Raw genomic sequence first — 16,380 nt, 5'->3', positions numbered from 1 at the left:
GGGGGGTGTGGCACGGTCCGCCGACGGGGGGCCGAGGGAGCGGATCTTGTCGCCGGGCATGGTCGCGTCGATCGGCGTGCCGGGGTTGAGGACGAGGTTCCAGCCGGTGTCGGGCCAGGCGGCGACCATGTCCAGCAGGGTCGGCATGACGAAGCGGGACGAGCCGACGGCCTCGTTCATCCACTTGAGCGACGTGAAGATCTGGATGGACGTGCGGCCGTGGACGGGGACGGGCCGCCACGGGAAGCCGGGGTCGCCGGGCGTGATGCCCCAGGGCGTGTCCGGGTCGGCGGGGACGAGGACCTGGGCGCCGAGGAGGATCTTGAAGAAGGCGTCGGTGTCGCGGCGCCGGGCGGCCTCGAAGAGGCGGCCCTCGATGTCGTTCTGCGGTTCGAAGCCGTCCGTCATGCGCTGGGCGGCGCGCTGGTCGGCCCACGCGGCGAGGCCGGGGAGCTGCTGCGCCAGGATGGTCCCGCCGGCGGGTGAGCCGGAATTGATGGCCAGCAGCCAGTCGTGGTTCGGCCAGTAGCGCAGCGCGACGGTGAACGGCAGCTTGATGTACTCGGTGCCGGTCCCGGCGGAGCGGGCCGCCTCGACGAGGCGTTCCGGGGACGTGAAGACGGGGACGACGGTGGAGCCGTCCACCTCCCGGGTCTGCCAGGGGAAGCCGGGGCGCCCCGGGCGCATCGCGTAGTCGGTGTCGTCCGGGACGGGCAGCAGCACGTCGGTGCCGGCGAGCGTCTGCAGGAAGAGGTCGTGGTCGTTGTTGGCCGCGGCGCGCAGCAGTTCGCGTTCGACGTCGTTGGCGGGCTGGAACTCCTGCCGGGGGGACTCGCGCGGCAGGTCCCGGTGCTGGCCGCGGAGTTCCTCCCAGGGGGCGGACACGCGTCCGACCTGGGGCGGGCGGCCGTCGCCGCCGGCGACCTGGCGGACGAACCAGGCCGGCAGCCGCGCCTCGATGGGCAGGGCCGCGGGGACGCCGCGGGCGGGCGCGTCGATGGCGAGCCACCAGCGGTCGTCGGGCCACGTCTCGGCGATCTCGCCGAAGCGGACCGTCATGAAGTGCTGGTAGGACGGGCCGAGGCAGGCCCGCATCGCCGACGCCGACGTGTAGGTCAGCACGTGGACGCGGCCGTCCTCCTCCTGGGTCGGCCAGGACGGCTGCGTCTCGCCCGCGAGCATCCCGTCCACCAGGTCGGGCGGGACGGGGACGACGAGCTCGCTGTCCGCGATGAGGCGGAAGTAGCTCTCCTGGTCCCCTGCCCGCACGGTCTCCTGCAGCCGGTGTTCCAGTTCCGACGTGGGTCGCCACGCGTCGGCCACGGTCGCCACCCCCTGTTTCCTCCGTGCTCGTCCCGCGCGACTGCCTACGCTACATGGGCGAACAGGACCAAAGGGCCCCCTCACCTGACAGTGCCGAAGAGTCCGCAGGTCAGCGTGCTGTCAGCGCCGCGAGGCCGGTCGCCGGCGCCGGAGCGTCGGGACGGGCACGACCGCGATTCCCCGAACCCGGGCGCTCCGGGACGCGTCACAGCGTCCGGGCGGGCCGGAACCGTCCAGGACGCGACCCCGCGAAGGCCGCCGATGCGGGAACATGTGCGGCACCGGTTCGTGATCAGCGGATCCGGGCGGGGTGAGTGGGAGGTGCGATGCGTTACGGGGTGATTCGGGCGCTGGGCGGGGGCGCGGTGGTGCTCGGCGCGTCCGGTCTGCTCGGCGGGTGCGGGGTGGTGAGCGCCGGTCCCGACCAGGTCTGCACCGATACCAAAGCGGCGTTCCAGCAGTACATGACGCAGGTCAGGAGCGCCCCCGCGGCCGATCCCGCGCAGTGGCGGCAGGCGACCGAGAAGCTCGCCGGACGTCTCGACGAGCTGGCGGGCGAGACCGGCGACGACGACCTGGAGAAGGCCCTCAAGGGCGAGGCGGACCGGCTCCGCGCCGCCGCCGCGGCCGTGGGCGGCGGCGACGTGACGCAGTTCAACACCGTCATGTCGGAGACGCCGGCCCGGATCGGCGAAGCCTGCGGGTAGCTGGCCCGCGCCGTCCGGGCCGGGGCGTCAGCCGTTCGCGCCGGGACGGCCGCCGCCCCCGCCGGAGCCGCCGCCTCCGTCGTCATCGCCGCCGCCTCCACCACCGGGGTCGCCGGGCTCGTCACCGCCCCCGCCGGGGTCGCCGGGCTCGGTCGGGGGGAGGGTCGGCACGCCCGTCGGGGGCTGCGGGAGTTCCGGCTCGTCGGGGCGGTCGGTGGGCGGTTCCTCCGGCTCGGTGGTGCGCGGCGGTTCCGACCCGTTCGGGCGGTCGTCGTCCGGCGGCCCGCTCACGTTGCCGCCCGGCCTGCTCGACGGCGCGCCGAACGACTCCGGCTCGTAGTCCTTGATGTTCACGGCGTCGGTCATGTAGGTGCGCCAGATCTGCGCGGGGAGCGCCCCGCCGTACGCGCCGTACCCGGGGATGTCCAGCGGCTTGCCGTCACTGCGGAACATCGCGACGGACGTGGCCATCTGCGGGATGAAGCCGTTGAACCAGATCGCGCGGCCCTCGTCGGTCGTACCGGTCTTGCCGGCGACGTCGCGGCCGTCGAACAGCTGCGCGGCGGTTCCGGTGCCGCCCCGGACGACCTGCTCCATCGCGTACGTCGCGTCCCGCGCGTTCTGCTGGCTGAGCGCCCGCTCGCCCTTCTCCTTGAAGGTGCGCTTGTGGTCGGCGTTGTCGGTGACCGACTTGACGACGAACGGTTCCCGGTGCACGCCCTCGGCCGCGAACGTCGCGAACACCCCCGCCTGCTGGACGGGATGCAGCGACACGATGCCGAGCGGGAACGTGGCGGCGCCGCGCTGCTCCGGCTTCATCTGCGACTTCGGGATACCCATCTTCTCGGCCATCTTGACGATCTTGTCGTTGCCGATGTCCTGGCCGAGGTTCACGTACGCGGTGTTGACCGAGTTCTGGGTGGCGGTGACGAGGTTCACCATCCCGAAGCTGCGGCCGCCGTCGTTCTTGATGGCCGAGCCGCCGAAGTGCTGCGGCGAGCTTCCGTCGTAGGTGGAGCCGAGCGTCTCCCCGTTCTCCAGCGCGGCGGCCAGCGCGATCGGCTTGAACCCGGACCCGGCCTGCGCCCAGTCGCCGAAGGAGCTGCTCAGCGCCTCCTCCAGATAGCCGCGGCCGCCGTAGAACGCCAGGACCTGCCCGGTGGACGGGTCGACCGAGACCGCCCCCGTCCGGATCTTCTTGCTCATCCCGTCCGGGGTGTTCTGGCTCACCGACCGCTTCATCGCGTCCATCAGCCGCTTGTCGAACGTCGTGGTGATCTTCAGGCCGCTGCGGTTGATCTCGTCCTCGCTGTAGCCGCGGCGCTCGACGAGCTCCTTCTTGGCCACGTTGACCATGTAGCCCTTCTGGCCCTTGAGGACGTCGGTGATCTCCTGCTTGACCGGTTCCGGGAACTTCATCGACGCGGCCTCGGCGGAGCCGAGGTAGCCGTCCCGGACCATGTTGTTCAGGACGGCGCGCCACCGCTGCTCGGCGAGGGGGCGGGCGGAGCCGGTCGGGTCGGCGAAGTAGCTGGGCTGCTGGATCGCGGCGGCGATGTAGGCGCCCTCCGCGGCCGTCAGCTTCGAGACGTCCTTGTCGTAGTAGGCCCTGGCGGCGGCCTGGACGCCGTAGGCGTTGCGCCCGAAGTAGATGGTGTTGAGGTACTGCTCGAGGATCCAGTCCTTCTCTTTCTCCTGGTCGACCTTCAGGGCGACCATGACTTCCTTGAGCTTGCGGGTGACCGACCGCTCCTTGCCGATGCCGCCGTAGTAGTTGCGGACCATCTGCTGCGTGATCGTCGAGCCGCCCTGCAGTTGCCGGCCGGTCACCGTGGACCAGAACGCCCGCGCGGTGCCCCGCACCGAGACGCCCGGGTCCTCGTAGAACGTGCCGTTCTCGGCGGCGATCACCGCGTTGCGGGTGCTCTCCGGGATCCGGTCGAGGTCGACCGCGTCGCGGTTGACGCCGGTCTTCGCGATCTGCGTCTTGCCGTCGGAGTAGTAGAACGTCGGGCCCTGCGCGACCGCCTTCTCCAGCGGCGACGGCACCGGCGTGAACAGGTAGGCGACGGCGAACGCGGCGACGCAGAACCCGAGGAAGCCGAGCATGACGAACAGCGTCCGGCGCAGCAGCCGCGACCGGCGGCTCCGGGGCCGGCCGGGCCCCTTTCCGCCTCCGCCGTCGCGGCCGGCGGCGTCCCCGGGCGGACCTCCGTGGCGGGGCGCTGAAGGGTGCGGCGAGGAGGGCGGCATGCTGCTGGTATCACCATTCGTCGCCGCTTCAACACTTGCCGCCGCGGCCACACCCGTGCCGCCCGCCGCGTCCCGGCCGTCGCCACCGGCGGGGTCGCCCTCGCCGGCCGCGCTTTCCTCGCGCGTCCCGGCCGCGGATTCGGCGGTGGGCCCGGTCGCGGATTCGGTGGTCGGCGCTTCCGGCATTTCGGTCGCGGATTCGTTCGCGTCGCCGTTCGCCGACCGCTCACCCGGGTCGTCCGGCGGGTTACCCGTACCGGGAGATTGCGCCTCGTCCCCCTCGGGGACGGCGTCCGCGCTGTTTTTCTCACCCTTATCGGATATGTCTTCCACCTGGTCGAATTCTGCGTCCTGAGTGGATTCTTCGGTGTGCACGGTCAGTATGGCGGCCGGGGGATCGTCCCCGCCTGCCGGTGGCCCGGCCTGCGCGTCCCGCTGCCCCCCCTCGCCCGGAGTCGTGGGCTCCTCGCCCTCCGGACCCTTTCTGCCGTTGCTCACAAGCCCCCCGTGATTAATGCGTTACCGACGATACCTGAGGGGATCGGTGCGGCGTGACGTCCAGCGCGCACCCCTTCGGCCTCCCATTAGGAGACGGGCAATGCGCCCCTCCGGTTGTCGTGACGGACGTCGCAAACCGCGATTCCCCCCGGTACGCGAAGCGGCGGGGCACCCGACCGGGTGCCCCGCCGCCACCGTTCACGACCCGTCGTGCCGTTCCCGTCTCACTTCTTGAGCTTGGCGAGGATGTCCACGACGAAGACCAGGGTGTCGTCGCCCTTGATGGCCGGCGGCTGGCCCTGCTTGCCGTACCCCTCCTTGGGCGGCAGGACGAGGAGCACGCGGCTGCCGACCTTCGCGCCGGTGAGCCCCTTGTCGAAGCCGGGGACGGTCTTGCCGGTGCCGATCGGGAACTTGGCCGGGGCCCCGGACTTCCAGCTGGAGTCGAACTCCTTGCCGGTGTCCCAGATCGTGCCCTGGTAGTTGACGACCGCGTCGTCGCCCTTCGCCAGCGCCGGGCCGGTCCCCTCGACCAGCGTCTTCACCTGGAGCTTGTCCGGGGCGTCCCGGTCGGGGACCTTCACCTTGGGCGCCTTGCCCGCGCCCTTGTCCGTGACCTTCGGCAGCTTCTTGTCGTCGAGTTCCTTCGCCGCGCCCTGCGGCCCCTGGTCCTTGTGGACGACGGCCTGGACGTCCACGACGAACACCACCCAGTCGGACTTCTCCAGCCCGAGCTGCGAGCCCTGCTCGCCGAAGCCCTCCGACGGGGGGATCTGCAGCATGACCCGGCTGCCGCCCGTCTGGCCGACCATGCCCTGGTCGAAGCCCTTGATGCCGCTCTCGCCGACGACGAGCGGCTGCGTCGGCTGCCCCTGGGCCTCGCGCTCGTAGGAGGAGGCGAGCTCCTTGCTCTGGCTCTTGACCGAGCCGTCCTCGTCGTCGCTGTCCTTGGACCACTGGTAGAAGGCGTACTGGGCGTACAGCGTGTCGCCGTTCTTGATCTCGGGTCCGTCGCCCTTGATCAGGGTGGTCACCTTGCGCTTGCCCTCGGGCGCGAGCTTCGTGGGGATCTCCACCGTGGGCTTGGCCGCGAACCTGCCGGACACCTCGATCTCCGGCGGCGGGCGGTTGATCCACCAGAAGACGAAGCCCGCGATCAGGGCCGCGGCGAGCACCAGCCCGACGATCACCATGATCCGCCGCTTGCGCGCCTGCTTGGCGGTCAGCGCGGACGGCCGGTTCAGCCCGCTGCCGCGCCCGGCGCTGATGCCGTGCGGTTTGAATTCCGGGCTGCGGATGTTCTGGGCGTTCGGGATCTTCGCCTTCGCCTTGATCGTGGGCTTGCCCCCGGGCTTGTCATCCTCGGACATGTTTCCTCGCTTGCTCCGGGCTTGACGACATCACGAACGAGACCACCCTTCCAGGGCCGGTCTAAGCGCGGTGTGAAAACCGTGCAAAGGCGGCCGACCCGCAATCTACCGGTCACACGGGCCGGTGTGGCGCCGTGTGCGGCGACCCTGCGCGGGCGACGCGGCTGCCCGCAATCTACCGGTCCCGCGGGTTGCTCGGCGTCCCTCCGGCGGGGGGAGAGGCCGACCTGCAATGTACCGGCCGCGGCGCCGGGATGGGACCGTGCGGCCGCGCCCGACCGCCCGGTAAATGGCAGGCTGGGAGGATGCGCCTCGCGACGTGGAATGTCAATTCGGTCAAGGCCCGTCTGCCGCGCCTCCTTTCCTGGCTGGCGGAGACCGGGCCCGACGTGGTCTGCCTCCAGGAGACCAAGTGCCGCGCCGACCAGTTCCCGGTGGCCGAGGTGGCGGAACTGGGATACACGACCGCGGTGCACGGCGACGGCCGCTGGAACGGCGTGGCAGTCCTGTCGAGGGCCGGCATCGAGGACGTGTCGAACGGTTTCCCCGGGGAGCCGGTCTACGAGGGTGAGGCGGCGGGGCAGACGAAGCTGACCGAGCCCGTCCTGCTGGTCCCGGAGGCCCGTGCGATCGGCGCGACGTGCGGCGGCGTGCGGGTGTGGTCGCTGTACGCGCCGAACGGGCGCACGCCCGAATCGGCCCACTACGCCTACAAACTCGAATGGTTCAGGGCGCTGCGGGACGCGCTGGCCGCCGAACTGGCGCGGGGCCTGCCGCTGGTGGCGTGCGGCGACTACAACGTGGCACCCACCGATGAGGACGTCTGGGACCCGTCGTTGTTCGTCGGCTCCACCCACGTCACCCCCGCTGAGCGCCAAGCCCTCGCGGAACTACGCGCCTTGGGCCTCCATGACGTGGTGCCCGCCCCCATGAAAGGCCCCCACCCGTACACGTACTGGGATTACCGGGCGGGAGCTTTTCACAAGGACATGGGCATGCGCATCGACCTCTTCTACGCCAGCGAGGAATGCGCGGCCCGTGTCGGTTCGGCGTACGTCGACCGTGAGGCGCGCAAGGGGAAGGGCCCGTCCGACCATGCCCCGGTAGTGGTGGACATAGACGCCGAGGATCTCGGCTAAGGGCCGGCCCGTCGCGGGGTGGCGTGGCGGCGGGCGAGGAGGCCGCGTTTGCCCGTCGCGGGGTCGTCGGCCTGTTCCAGGACGGTGAAGACGTCCGGCAGCAGCGAGGCCGGCTCGGCCGGGCCGAGGCACCACTCCGCGGGCAGGCCCGGCCGATGGCGGCGGGCCTCCTCGGTGAACGCCTCCCACGCCAGCAGGCCGCCCGGCAGGACGGCTCCGGTCGCGCGGCCGAACACGGCACGGTCCCAGAAACCGGTGCACAGCACGAGCGCGTACCCCGCGGGATGCGGCCGCCAGGCGGCCAGGTCGGCCTGGACGAGCGTGATCAGCGATGCGAGCCCGCGCCGCCCGGCCTCCGCGCCGAGGCGGCCGAGCGCGATCTCGGAGACGTCCACGGCGGTGACCGGCCGGCCCGCCGCCGCCGCGAGCAGGGCGCTGCCGGACGGCCCGGACGCCAGGTCGAGGACCTCGCCGTCCGGCAGCCCGGAGGACAGCGCCCGCTCCGCGAGCGGATGGACGGGGGACAGCCCCGGGGCGTCCCCGTACTTGGCGTTCCACCGGAGCCGGTCCGGGTGCTCGGCCAGCTCCGCCGGCACGCGCTCCGGCGGCCCGGGGTCCGCGCTCCCCCCGCGCGGGGGGACGGCATCGCTCATGCGGAGACCCTAGGGCACGCCCGCCCGGGACGGGCGGCGCAACGGGCGGTTCGGCGGGCGGCTCAGCGGCGCTCGGCGATCAGGAGCATGAACAGCGCCGTCGGGAAGCCCTTGCGCCACCAGGGGTCGTCGCGCATCTGCTCTTCCGTTGGATGCGGTTCGCGCAGGTCGGCGATCACGAAACCGTTGTCTCGGAGCGTTCCAGCGTAGAACTCCAGCGGCCGGAGCCACGAGGTGATCATCGAAGGGGATTCCAGGCCGTCCACCAGGAACCGCTGGTCGATGCCGCGCGAGGAGAAGTACTGCGACGCCGGGACGCTGTTCATCGCGCCCTGCTCGGAGTTCTCCACGTAGAAGCACGGGTGCAGGGTCAGCAGGATCAGGCGCCCGCCGCTCGCCAGGACCCGGGAGAACTCACCGAACGCGCCGGTGGGGTCCTGCAGGTGGCTGAACAGGTGATTGCAGACGACGAGGTCGAACGCGTCGTCCTCGAACGGCAGGTCGTCGACGCTCGCGCGCACGAACGTGGCCGTGTCCTGCTGCGAGGGATGGGAGGAGGCCGCGTCGATCAGCCCCTGGGAGACGTCCACCCCCGTGACGTCGGCCCCCTGGGCGGCCAGCGTGCGGGCGAGGTATCCCTCGCCGCAGCCCGCGTCCAGGACGCGGCGGCCCGCGCAGGGGCCGATGGCGTCGAGGACGGCGCCGTCGGTGAGCTCGGTGCGGTACCGGTCCCGGCGCTCCCTGATGACCTTGACCCAGTACCGTGCGTTGGCCTCCCATCTCTCCCGTGTCAGATTCGCGATGGCTTGCGCCGTGTCCTCCACCGGCTCCCCATTCTCCGAGCCTGGTCAGGCGGCGCCCTTCAGCCGCCGGACCAGCGTGTTGCAGGTCTGTCTGATCCTCTTGTCCCGGCACTCGGCCCCGCGCAGCTCGATCGCCTGGATCAGCTCAATGATCTTTCCCCCGAACGCGGGATCCCGTTTCAGTGCCAGCGGAATGTACGTCGACACCAGGTAGTACACGTAGGCGTCGTTGTACTCCGCTATCTCGCGCAGCACCTCCATGGCCGTATTGCGGAGCGACAGGGAGCTCGGCAAGGTGAAGTCGCTGCTGATACGGCCGTCTCTGGTGTAGGTCGGGAACGACCATTCCTCCAGCGCCGCGTACACGGGCGTCGCTTCCAGTTCCCTGCGGTATCTCTCCGCGAGCTCGATGTCGTTGGAACCGATGAGGGAGCCCATGACGACGCCGCGCATCATGAACGCGGCCTGCCTGCCGGGGACCTCGAAGCCGAGATCGGCCTCCAGTTCGCCGGTGACCTTGCTGACCTGGTGCGTGAGGATGTTCAGCGCCAGGATGGAATGGAAGGAGTAGGACTTGCGGTTCAGCCGGGGGGCGAGGTCGATCGAGGAGTCGAACAGCGTCCGCGGGTCGGAGAGGAGGCCGCTGCCGGGCTCGGGGCTGTAGAGCGCCTCCAGCGCCCGGTCCTGCTCGCGGCCCCAGAAGCGGGCGATGAAGGACGAGGTCTTCTGCGTCGCCTCGCCGCGGATGATGTGCAGCGCCGCCTCAAGGGCGTTCAGCAGATGCTGCTGCGGGACGTCCGATCTCTCCATGGCGCCGACGTCGACGGTGAGGCCCTCGCCGTGCAGGTCGCCGATGAGCACGTCGCGCCTTTTCCGGATGGCGTGCGCCATCGAGTACTCGGCGATTCCCGGGACGGACGACATGAGGCTCTGCAGGGACCGCCCGCTGACCCGGTCGAGCCATTCGGCGTTGTCCCACAGCCGGAATATCGTGCTCTCGTCGAGGCCGGAGAAGGCCGCCACGTCGGACATGTTGAGACCCATGTCCCTGGTGATTTCAGAGAGAGACTTCGGCTCGCCGTCCGCTGTCATCACTCGCCCCGGGTGTGACGGTCGCTGGAGCCTAGATCGTAGCGAAACGCCGCGCTCCCGGGGCAGGTGGCGCGGGGATGTGTCCATTGCTTCACCAAGCGCCGGGGGCCCCGCGAGGGCCGGCGCCATGGGGGACATGACGGTCATGGCGGGCCGTCACCCCGGGACGCGCCCGATGCAGCCGATCAGCGGCACCGGGCCCGTGGTGTGGACGGCGTGCGGGAGCGGCAGCCGGACGGGGTAGGGGGCGGTCATCTCCAGGCTCCCGCAGATCTCGGTGATCGCCTCCAGGCTCCGGGGGCAGAACGGCAGCTCGGGGTTCTGCGGCAGCCCGGCGATCGCCTCCAGTTCCGGCGTCCGCTCCGCGTGGGTGACGACCAGGTGGCTGCCGGGCGGCAGGGCGGCGACGAGCGTGCGCACGATGCCGCGCGGGTCGTCCTCGTCGGTGATGCCGTCGAGGACGCCCGTCAGCAGGACGCCCACGGGCTCGTTCAGGTCGATCAGCGCCCGCAGGCCGGGGTCGGCGAGCAGCGCGGCGGGGTCGCGGACGTCCCCCTCGAACGCGCCCGTGTTCGCGTTCACGGCGAGCAGCGCCCGCGCGTGCGCGAGCACCATCGGGTCGTTGTCGACGTGGGCGACGCGGCAGGACGGGTCGGCGCGCCGGACGATGTCGCCGACGTTGGCGCCGCCGGACACCGGCAGCCCGCAGCCGATGTCCACGAACTGCCGGAGCCCGGCGTCCTCGGCGAGCAGCGCCGCGGCGTGGTCCAGGAAGCCCCTGTTCGCCTGGACGAGCCGTTTCACGACCGGGCACCTGCGGAGAGCCCACTCGGTGAGGTCGCGGTCGGGGGCGTAGTTGTCCTTGCCGCCGAGGAGGTAGTCGTACATGCGGGCGTTGGTGGGTGCGGGCCCGCCGGACCGCCCGGGGGAGGTCTCCGCGTCGTCCCCCGGAGAGGATTCCGCCCACCGGGTGAGGCTCGGTGTGGGCCCCGCCGTCACGGGAGCCGCCATCCTTCCTTGACGCCCACCCCGAACCAGAAGGTGGCCGTCCCGTTCTTGCCCCGGCAGGTGCCGAAGTCGGTGGCGAGCGCTTTCATCAGGACGAGCCCCCGCCCGTGCACGGGCAGCGGCTCCTCGGCCCCGCGCGGCTCGCCGGGCGCGGCGCCGCCGTCGGTGACCTCGACCCGCACGTACCGGTCGATGTGCAGCACCGACAGTGTGACGGTGCCGTTCCGGCGCGGCCTGGCGTGCAGCACCGAGTTCGTCACGGCCTCGCTGGTCAGCAGCTCCAGGTCGCCGAGTTCGGAGCGGTCGGCGCCGAAGTGCTGCCCGATCAGCTCCCGGACGTAGGACCTGGCGAGCCGTACGGCGGCCGGCGTCGCGGCGATGTCGATCTCGCCGATGAGACGCCCGGCCGACTTGCCGTTGTTGTTCCAGGCGGACGGGATTCCGAGTTCCAGGGAGGGAGCGGACGCCGGGACCAGCACGGGCGTCCCCGACCACGCGTCTGATTGGTTCATGGCGGTGTTGGCTTCACGTCTCTGTGTCGGGCTGTAAGCGAACATGAGCTCTTCGGCCTGGTCGAGAGTCGGACGTGGGAGTGAGACAACACACACTCTTACGCAGCGCACACCCGTCGGTCACCGACGCTTGCGCGGACGCAAGAGCCCTGCCGCACCCTGCGGACGGTCACCCTCCGCCGATGATCCACCACGGGCCGCCGCTACAGGGGACCATGCCCCTACCGCCGGATGCGGTGGACGGTGAACGCCGGGACGCCGGCCGTCCCCAGGCCGCGGGTGATCGAGGAGGGCGTCAGGACGGCGTGGCCGCCACCGATCTCCCTCGGCCTGCCGGGCAGGTCGGCGGAGATCTCCCTGCCCTCGGCGTCGAGGACGAGGAACCGCTCGGGGGCGCTCCCCGACCGGGATCTCGTGGCGGGCCGGATCGCGGTGAACCAGTTTCCGATCGCCCCGTAACGGGTGAGGAACCCCGTCTCCAGCAGGTCGCGGACCTTCGTGACGCCGTCGCGGGTCTGGATCGTCACCGCGCGCCTGCCCCCATCAGTCCCCGGGCCGGCCGTCCCCGACTCGCAGACGATCAACGCGTCGCCGTCCCCGTCGCAGCGGAGCAGGGGCATACGCGTCCTGGCCAGCTCCCGGCCGGTCGCCCGGTCGAGGACGGCGCCGCCGTCCGGGGTGCCGACGACGATCGTCGCGCCGCCCTCGTCGTGCAGCAGTTCCGGTTCCCGGTACCGGTCGCCGAGCCGCCACTTCCGCTCGCCGTCCGATGCCCCGTAGGCGATGAGGTCGCGCCGCTTCCGCGTGCCGCCGTCGCGGGGGCCGTCCTCGGCGGCGAGGACGAGGCCGCCGCCGGTGCTCTCGGGCGTCACCCCGCGCTTGCGCCACAGCTCCTTCCGCGTCCCGGTCGCGTAGACGGCCATCCCGTCCTGCCCGTCCGCGGACCCGCCGCCCCGCCACGTGCTGACCGCGATCGTTTTGCGGTCGACCGCCATCAGGATCGCGAAGCCGTTCCCGCTCATGGTGCGCTTCTTCCAGCGGACGCTTCCGTCCTTGAGGGAGAGCGCCGCGATGCCTTCCTCTTCGCCGGGTCCGCTGTACTCGACGAACGTCAGCCACTCGTCACCCATGTCGACGACGTGGGGCCGGCGCATGGAGGCCGCCTCGGCGCCGCCGCCGAGGGACGCGCCTTCGCGGACGGACCACCGCACCTCGCCGGTCTCCACGTCCGCGACCACCTGCCTGGCGAGGTCGTCGTCCTCGGCGTCCCGGCCGGTGTAGACGAGCGCGTCCCCGGCGAGCCGGATGGTCTCCACCGCCACCAGGCCGGTCTCCTTGGCCTGGGGCGACGCGGACGCCGGCGGCGTCTCGCCGGTCTTCGCCGTCCACAGCGGTGCCGCGTCGATCCGGGGCGGCTCCAGCGCCGGCCTTCCCGGCCCGGCGGGCTCGGGCGGCTCCGCGCCTACGGCCGCGGCGTGCACGGCGAGCCCGTCCGGCGTGGACGAGGACGATCCCTCCCGGCGCACGCGGAACGCGGCGGCGGTCCGGGAGACGGCGGCGAACTCACCGGACGGTGCGGAGCCGATCCGGTTCGCCGCCCGGTCGACCACGGCGTGCCGGGCGGGGCGGTTCTCGCCGGGAGACGCGTGGACGAAGATCCGGTCTTCGTGGACCAGGTGGACGTGAGCCAGCGACTCCTCGCCGAACGGCGGCTTCTCAGTGGTGAAGGGCTCGTTGCCCCTACCGTGACGGATCGTCACCAGCCGCCCGCCGGAACCCCCGCACGCGATCAGCTCGCGGCCGTCGTCGGCGCACCCCCAGATCCGGTGGTTCCGCGCCGCGCCGCCGTCCGAGCCGGCCGAGCCGGTCTCGCGGCCGGTGGCGGTGTCGAGCAGCAGCGTTCGCCGGGCTGCGGAAGTCGTGCCCGGTTTCGTATCCCGCACGTTGACGACGGCCGTCCCGCCCGCCACCGCGTCCAGGTGGGAACTCCCGAACGCCCCGCTCAGGTCCCACCGCTTCTGGCCGGTCCGCACGTCCAGCGCGAAGACGTCGGTGCCTTTGCGCTGCGCGCCCCAGTCCGTCGACGGTGCCCGCTCACCGCGCGTCTCGCCGAGCACCAGGTCGCCGGCGAACCGGTGTGCCCAGCCGCCCTCGTGCTCCCACAACTTCCGGCCGGTCGCCGCGTCCAGCGCGACGGTCGCCGGGTCGGTGGCCTGTTCTCCCTCCACGCTCGTGAGGACGACGCGCGAGTCGGCCGCGAGCAGCCGCACCTTCTGCTCTCGGTCCTCGTCGCCCTTCTTTCCGGACCGGGGCCGGATGAGCGCGTGCTTCCAGCGGACGGCCCCGTCCTTGCCGGAGAGCGCCGCCACCCCGATCTCGGTCTCGGCTCCACGCCTGCCTTCCGTGTACTGGACGGGAACGATCCAGTCGTCCCCGTTCCCGTACACGAGCGGATCGCCCGTGACGCCCCGCAGGTGCTCCGCCCGATAACCGAAGCCGTGATGGGCGTCGGCGCCGTCTCCGCCCGTCAGCGGGGACCCGCCGTCCACGACCCAGCGCGGTTCCCCGGTGCGGACGTCGACCACGGCCAGCCGGGCCCCGCCGGCACCGACGTCCCCGGCGACGATGGCGGTGCCGCCGCGCAGTTCGATCCCCGCCACGCGCACCATGCCGAGCTTGCGCTCGTCCCACGCCGGCCTGTCGCTGAACGCGATCTCCGCCGGCGGCTTCTCCCCGTCCGGCAGCGGATCGGGGTCGGTGCCCCCGGACGTGAACACCGTGACCAGCCCGGCGACCATCACGACGGCCGCGAGGACGCCTCCGGCGGCCAGCGCACGGGACCTGTTCGACTTGGGCAGCGCAATCGGAACCCTCATATCGATGAGATGGCCGTAATGATCACCTGGTTCGTCCTGGCGGCGGCCGGATGTGGCCCGGCACGGCGTCGCGAGCCCGGCCGCGAGGGGGCCGGTAGCGTCGACCCATGCCGAGTTCCATGCCGGGTTCCGCGCCGGGTTCCGTGCGTCCAGCCGATGCCGCCACCGCCTGGTTGGGGCCGCCCATCGATGTCCGGCCGCTGTTCGCCGGGCAGCAGGCCGCCTTCGTCGACCTGCTGCGGGGGCTTGGGGACGACGAATGGGCGCGGCCGACCGTCTGCCCCGGGTGGACCGTCAAGGACATCGCCGCCCATGTGCTCGGCGACCACGTCGGGCGCCTCTCCATGCTCCGTGACGGCTACCTGGCGCTGCGGCCCCGGGACGGCGAGGCGTTCCCGGCCTTCCTCGACCGCATCAACGACGAGTGGGTCACGGCGGCGAGCCGCATCAGCCCGCCCCTCCTGGTCGAGTTGCTGTCGTCGGTCGGCGATCAGGTGGTGGAGTTCTGGCAGGGCGCGGACATTGACGCCATGGGCGGCTCCGTCTCCTGGGCCGGTCCCGAGTCCCATCCGGTCTGGCTGGACGCCGCCCGCGACTTCAGCGAGTACTGGACGCACCACCAGCAGATCTGCGACGCCGCCGGCCGGTCCGGGCTCACCGGCCCGCGCTATCTCGAACCGGTCCTCGACACGTTCATGCGGGCCCTGCCGCACACCCTGCGGGACGTCTCCGCGGCGGAGGGCACCGTCCTTCAGGTGGTCATCGAGGGGTTCGGCGGCTGGACGTGCACCCGGGGCCCCGGCCGATGGGCACTGCTGCGGGAGACGCGCGCCGACCCCGCCGCGCTGCTCGGACTCGACGCCGACACCGCCTGGCGGCTGTGCACCCGCGGCATCGCCCCCGCCCGCGCCGCCGGGCACGCGCGGATCGAGGGCGACCGGGCGCTCGCGGAGGCGGCGCTGAACATCGTCTCGATTATCCACTCCGGAGACTAGGGCGCGTACCGCGCCGGCTTCAGCGGAGGTAGTGGAAGTCCGGTTTCGGGTGCATCAGGAAGTCGTGGTGGGAGATGTTCCACGCGTAGGCGCCGGCCATGGCGAAGGCGATGACGTCGCCGGGGACCAGATCCGGGACGAGGACGTCGCGGGCGAACACGTCCTTGGGCGTGCAGAGCTGGCCCACCAGCGTGGCCCGCCTCTCCGGGCTTTCCAGGCCGTTGCAAGTGAGGGCCTCGAAGGGCTGGTCGTGGCCCTTGGTCACCGGTGTTCTCAGGTGGTGGGTGCCGCCGCGGAGGATCACATAGGTCTCGCCACGGGTGGTCTTCACGTCCAGGACGTCGGTGACGTACCAGCCGTGGTAGGCCGTCAGCGCCCGGCCCGGTTCGATGCGGAGGGTGGGAGCCGTGGGGAGGCCCTTGCCGTAGGTCTCCCAGTCGAACCGGGCATCGGGGTCGCCGTAGTCGACGGCCATGCCGCCCCCGATGTTGAGTTCCGGGTCGCGCACGCCGCGGTCGTCAAGCCAGGGGAGTGCCCAGTCACGTATCTGGGCCGCCAGGTCGAGCATCGCAGGGGCGTCCAGGCCGGAGGCGAGGTGGACGTGGATGCCGCGGAGGTCGATGCCAGGTGTTTCGGCCATGCGGCGGGCGCATTCGCCGAGGTCGGGCTCGTCCATGCCGAACGGGCCGCTCATGGTGAGGGCCGCGTCCGGCGTGCTGAGCGGCAGGTTGGCCCGCAGGAGAACGCCGGCCGGGCCGGGAAGCCGGGACAGTTCGCGTGGGCTCTCCACATGGATGCGCTCGACGCCGAGGCGCTGCGCCAGAGCCAGTTCTTCGGGGGTCTTGCCTGGGCCGCCGAACGCTATGCGGATTCCGGGCAGGGTCTCCCGCACGTGGGTCAGTTCACCGCCGGACGAGACCTCCACGCCGTCCACGTGCGGCGCCAGAGCCCGGAGGATCTCGGCGTCGGGGTTGGCCTTGGCGGCGTAGAAGAGTTCCGTGCCGGGCAGCGCGGCCCGGATCGCGGCCGCGTGCGTCTCCAGGCCCGGCAGGTCGTAGATGTAGGCCGGGTAGCCGGGAAGGCCGAGGGCGTATTCGCGTACGGCTTCGGGCACAGCGTCTCTGTGCACAGCGTCTTCGTACACTGGGGTT

Annotated in this window: 13 protein-coding genes; 3 read left to right on the top strand and 10 right to left on the bottom strand. The window is 71.8% G+C overall.

Features of this window, described 5'->3' with window-relative positions; all coding sequences use genetic code 11:
• On the bottom strand, positions 1 to 1,332 hold a 1,332-nt coding region (locus E1289_RS17120; protein ID WP_131981250.1), incomplete at its 3' end, for an SseB family protein.
• A gap of 317 nt (positions 1,333 to 1,649) precedes the next feature.
• Here E1289_RS17120 and E1289_RS17115 point away from each other — a divergent pair.
• Positions 1,650 to 2,030 (top strand): hypothetical protein, encoded by a 381-nt coding sequence (locus E1289_RS17115; RefSeq protein ID WP_131981248.1) that lies wholly within the window; start codon positions 1,650 to 1,652, stop codon positions 2,028 to 2,030.
• 27 nt (positions 2,031 to 2,057) lie between these two features.
• Here E1289_RS17115 and E1289_RS17110 read toward each other — a convergent pair whose 3' ends face one another.
• A complete protein-coding gene (locus tag E1289_RS17110) occupies positions 2,058 to 4,616 on the bottom strand; it encodes a transglycosylase domain-containing protein (RefSeq protein ID WP_131981246.1) in 2,559 nt (852 codons plus the stop codon).
• A 389-nt stretch (positions 4,617 to 5,005) separates the two neighbouring features.
• Positions 5,006 to 6,151: an FKBP-type peptidyl-prolyl cis-trans isomerase gene (locus E1289_RS17105; protein WP_131981244.1), complete on the bottom strand. Its 1,146-nt coding sequence runs from the start codon at positions 6,149 to 6,151 to the stop codon at positions 5,006 to 5,008.
• A gap of 305 nt (positions 6,152 to 6,456) precedes the next feature.
• On the opposite strand from E1289_RS17105, the gene E1289_RS17100 reads away from it, so the two are divergent.
• On the top strand, positions 6,457 to 7,290 hold the full coding sequence (locus tag E1289_RS17100) for an exodeoxyribonuclease III (RefSeq protein WP_131981242.1): 834 nt from the start codon (positions 6,457 to 6,459) through the stop codon (positions 7,288 to 7,290).
• Here the strand turns inward: E1289_RS17100 and E1289_RS17095 are convergent.
• From E1289_RS17095 to E1289_RS17070, 6 genes are all read right to left on the bottom strand, one after another.
• Positions 7,287 to 7,943 (bottom strand): class I SAM-dependent methyltransferase, encoded by a 657-nt coding sequence (locus E1289_RS17095; protein ID WP_131981240.1) that lies wholly within the window; start codon positions 7,941 to 7,943, stop codon positions 7,287 to 7,289. The genes E1289_RS17100 and E1289_RS17095 overlap by 4 nt on opposite strands.
• Before the next feature lie 62 nt (positions 7,944 to 8,005).
• The gene (locus tag E1289_RS17090) at positions 8,006 to 8,767 is read right to left on the bottom strand and encodes a class I SAM-dependent methyltransferase (RefSeq protein ID WP_131981238.1); all 762 of its coding nucleotides are present in this window, start codon (positions 8,765 to 8,767) and stop codon (positions 8,006 to 8,008) included.
• A 24-nt stretch (positions 8,768 to 8,791) separates the two neighbouring features.
• Complete coding sequence (locus E1289_RS17085) at positions 8,792 to 9,778, bottom strand: hypothetical protein (protein WP_131981236.1); 987 nt, start codon at positions 9,776 to 9,778, stop codon at positions 8,792 to 8,794.
• Between the two features lie 216 nt (positions 9,779 to 9,994).
• Positions 9,995 to 10,849, bottom strand: coding sequence for an SAM-dependent methyltransferase (locus E1289_RS17080; RefSeq protein WP_131981234.1), 855 nt, complete (start codon positions 10,847 to 10,849; stop codon positions 9,995 to 9,997).
• Entirely contained in the window at positions 10,834 to 11,358 is a 525-nt protein-coding gene (locus tag E1289_RS17075; RefSeq protein ID WP_165970517.1) for an ATP-binding protein, read from the bottom strand. Before E1289_RS17075 ends, E1289_RS17080 begins: the two co-directional genes overlap by 16 nt.
• Positions 11,359 to 11,579: 221 nt before the next feature.
• Positions 11,580 to 14,234 carry a PQQ-binding-like beta-propeller repeat protein gene (locus E1289_RS17070; RefSeq protein ID WP_131981230.1) on the bottom strand — a complete coding sequence of 885 codons (2,655 nt, stop codon included), beginning with the start codon at positions 14,232 to 14,234 and terminating at the stop codon, positions 11,580 to 11,582.
• A gap of 107 nt (positions 14,235 to 14,341) precedes the next feature.
• Between E1289_RS17070 and E1289_RS17065 the strand changes: the two genes are divergently transcribed.
• Positions 14,342 to 15,229, top strand: coding sequence for a maleylpyruvate isomerase family mycothiol-dependent enzyme (locus tag E1289_RS17065; protein ID WP_243712869.1), 888 nt, complete (start codon positions 14,342 to 14,344; stop codon positions 15,227 to 15,229).
• A gap of 19 nt (positions 15,230 to 15,248) precedes the next feature.
• On the opposite strand, the gene E1289_RS17060 is transcribed toward E1289_RS17065, so the two are convergent.
• Positions 15,249 to 16,343 (bottom strand): alanine racemase, encoded by a 1,095-nt coding sequence (locus tag E1289_RS17060; protein ID WP_243712868.1) that lies wholly within the window; start codon positions 16,341 to 16,343, stop codon positions 15,249 to 15,251.
• Positions 16,344 to 16,380 lie beyond the last annotated feature (37 nt).

Source organism: Actinomadura sp. 6K520 (genome assembly GCF_004349245.1).
In the GTDB taxonomy this organism is placed as follows: Bacteria; Actinomycetota; Actinomycetes; order Streptosporangiales; family Streptosporangiaceae; genus Spirillospora.
The sequence above is the reverse complement of the archived record's forward strand: the minus strand, read 5'-3'. Positions and strand labels throughout refer to the sequence as shown.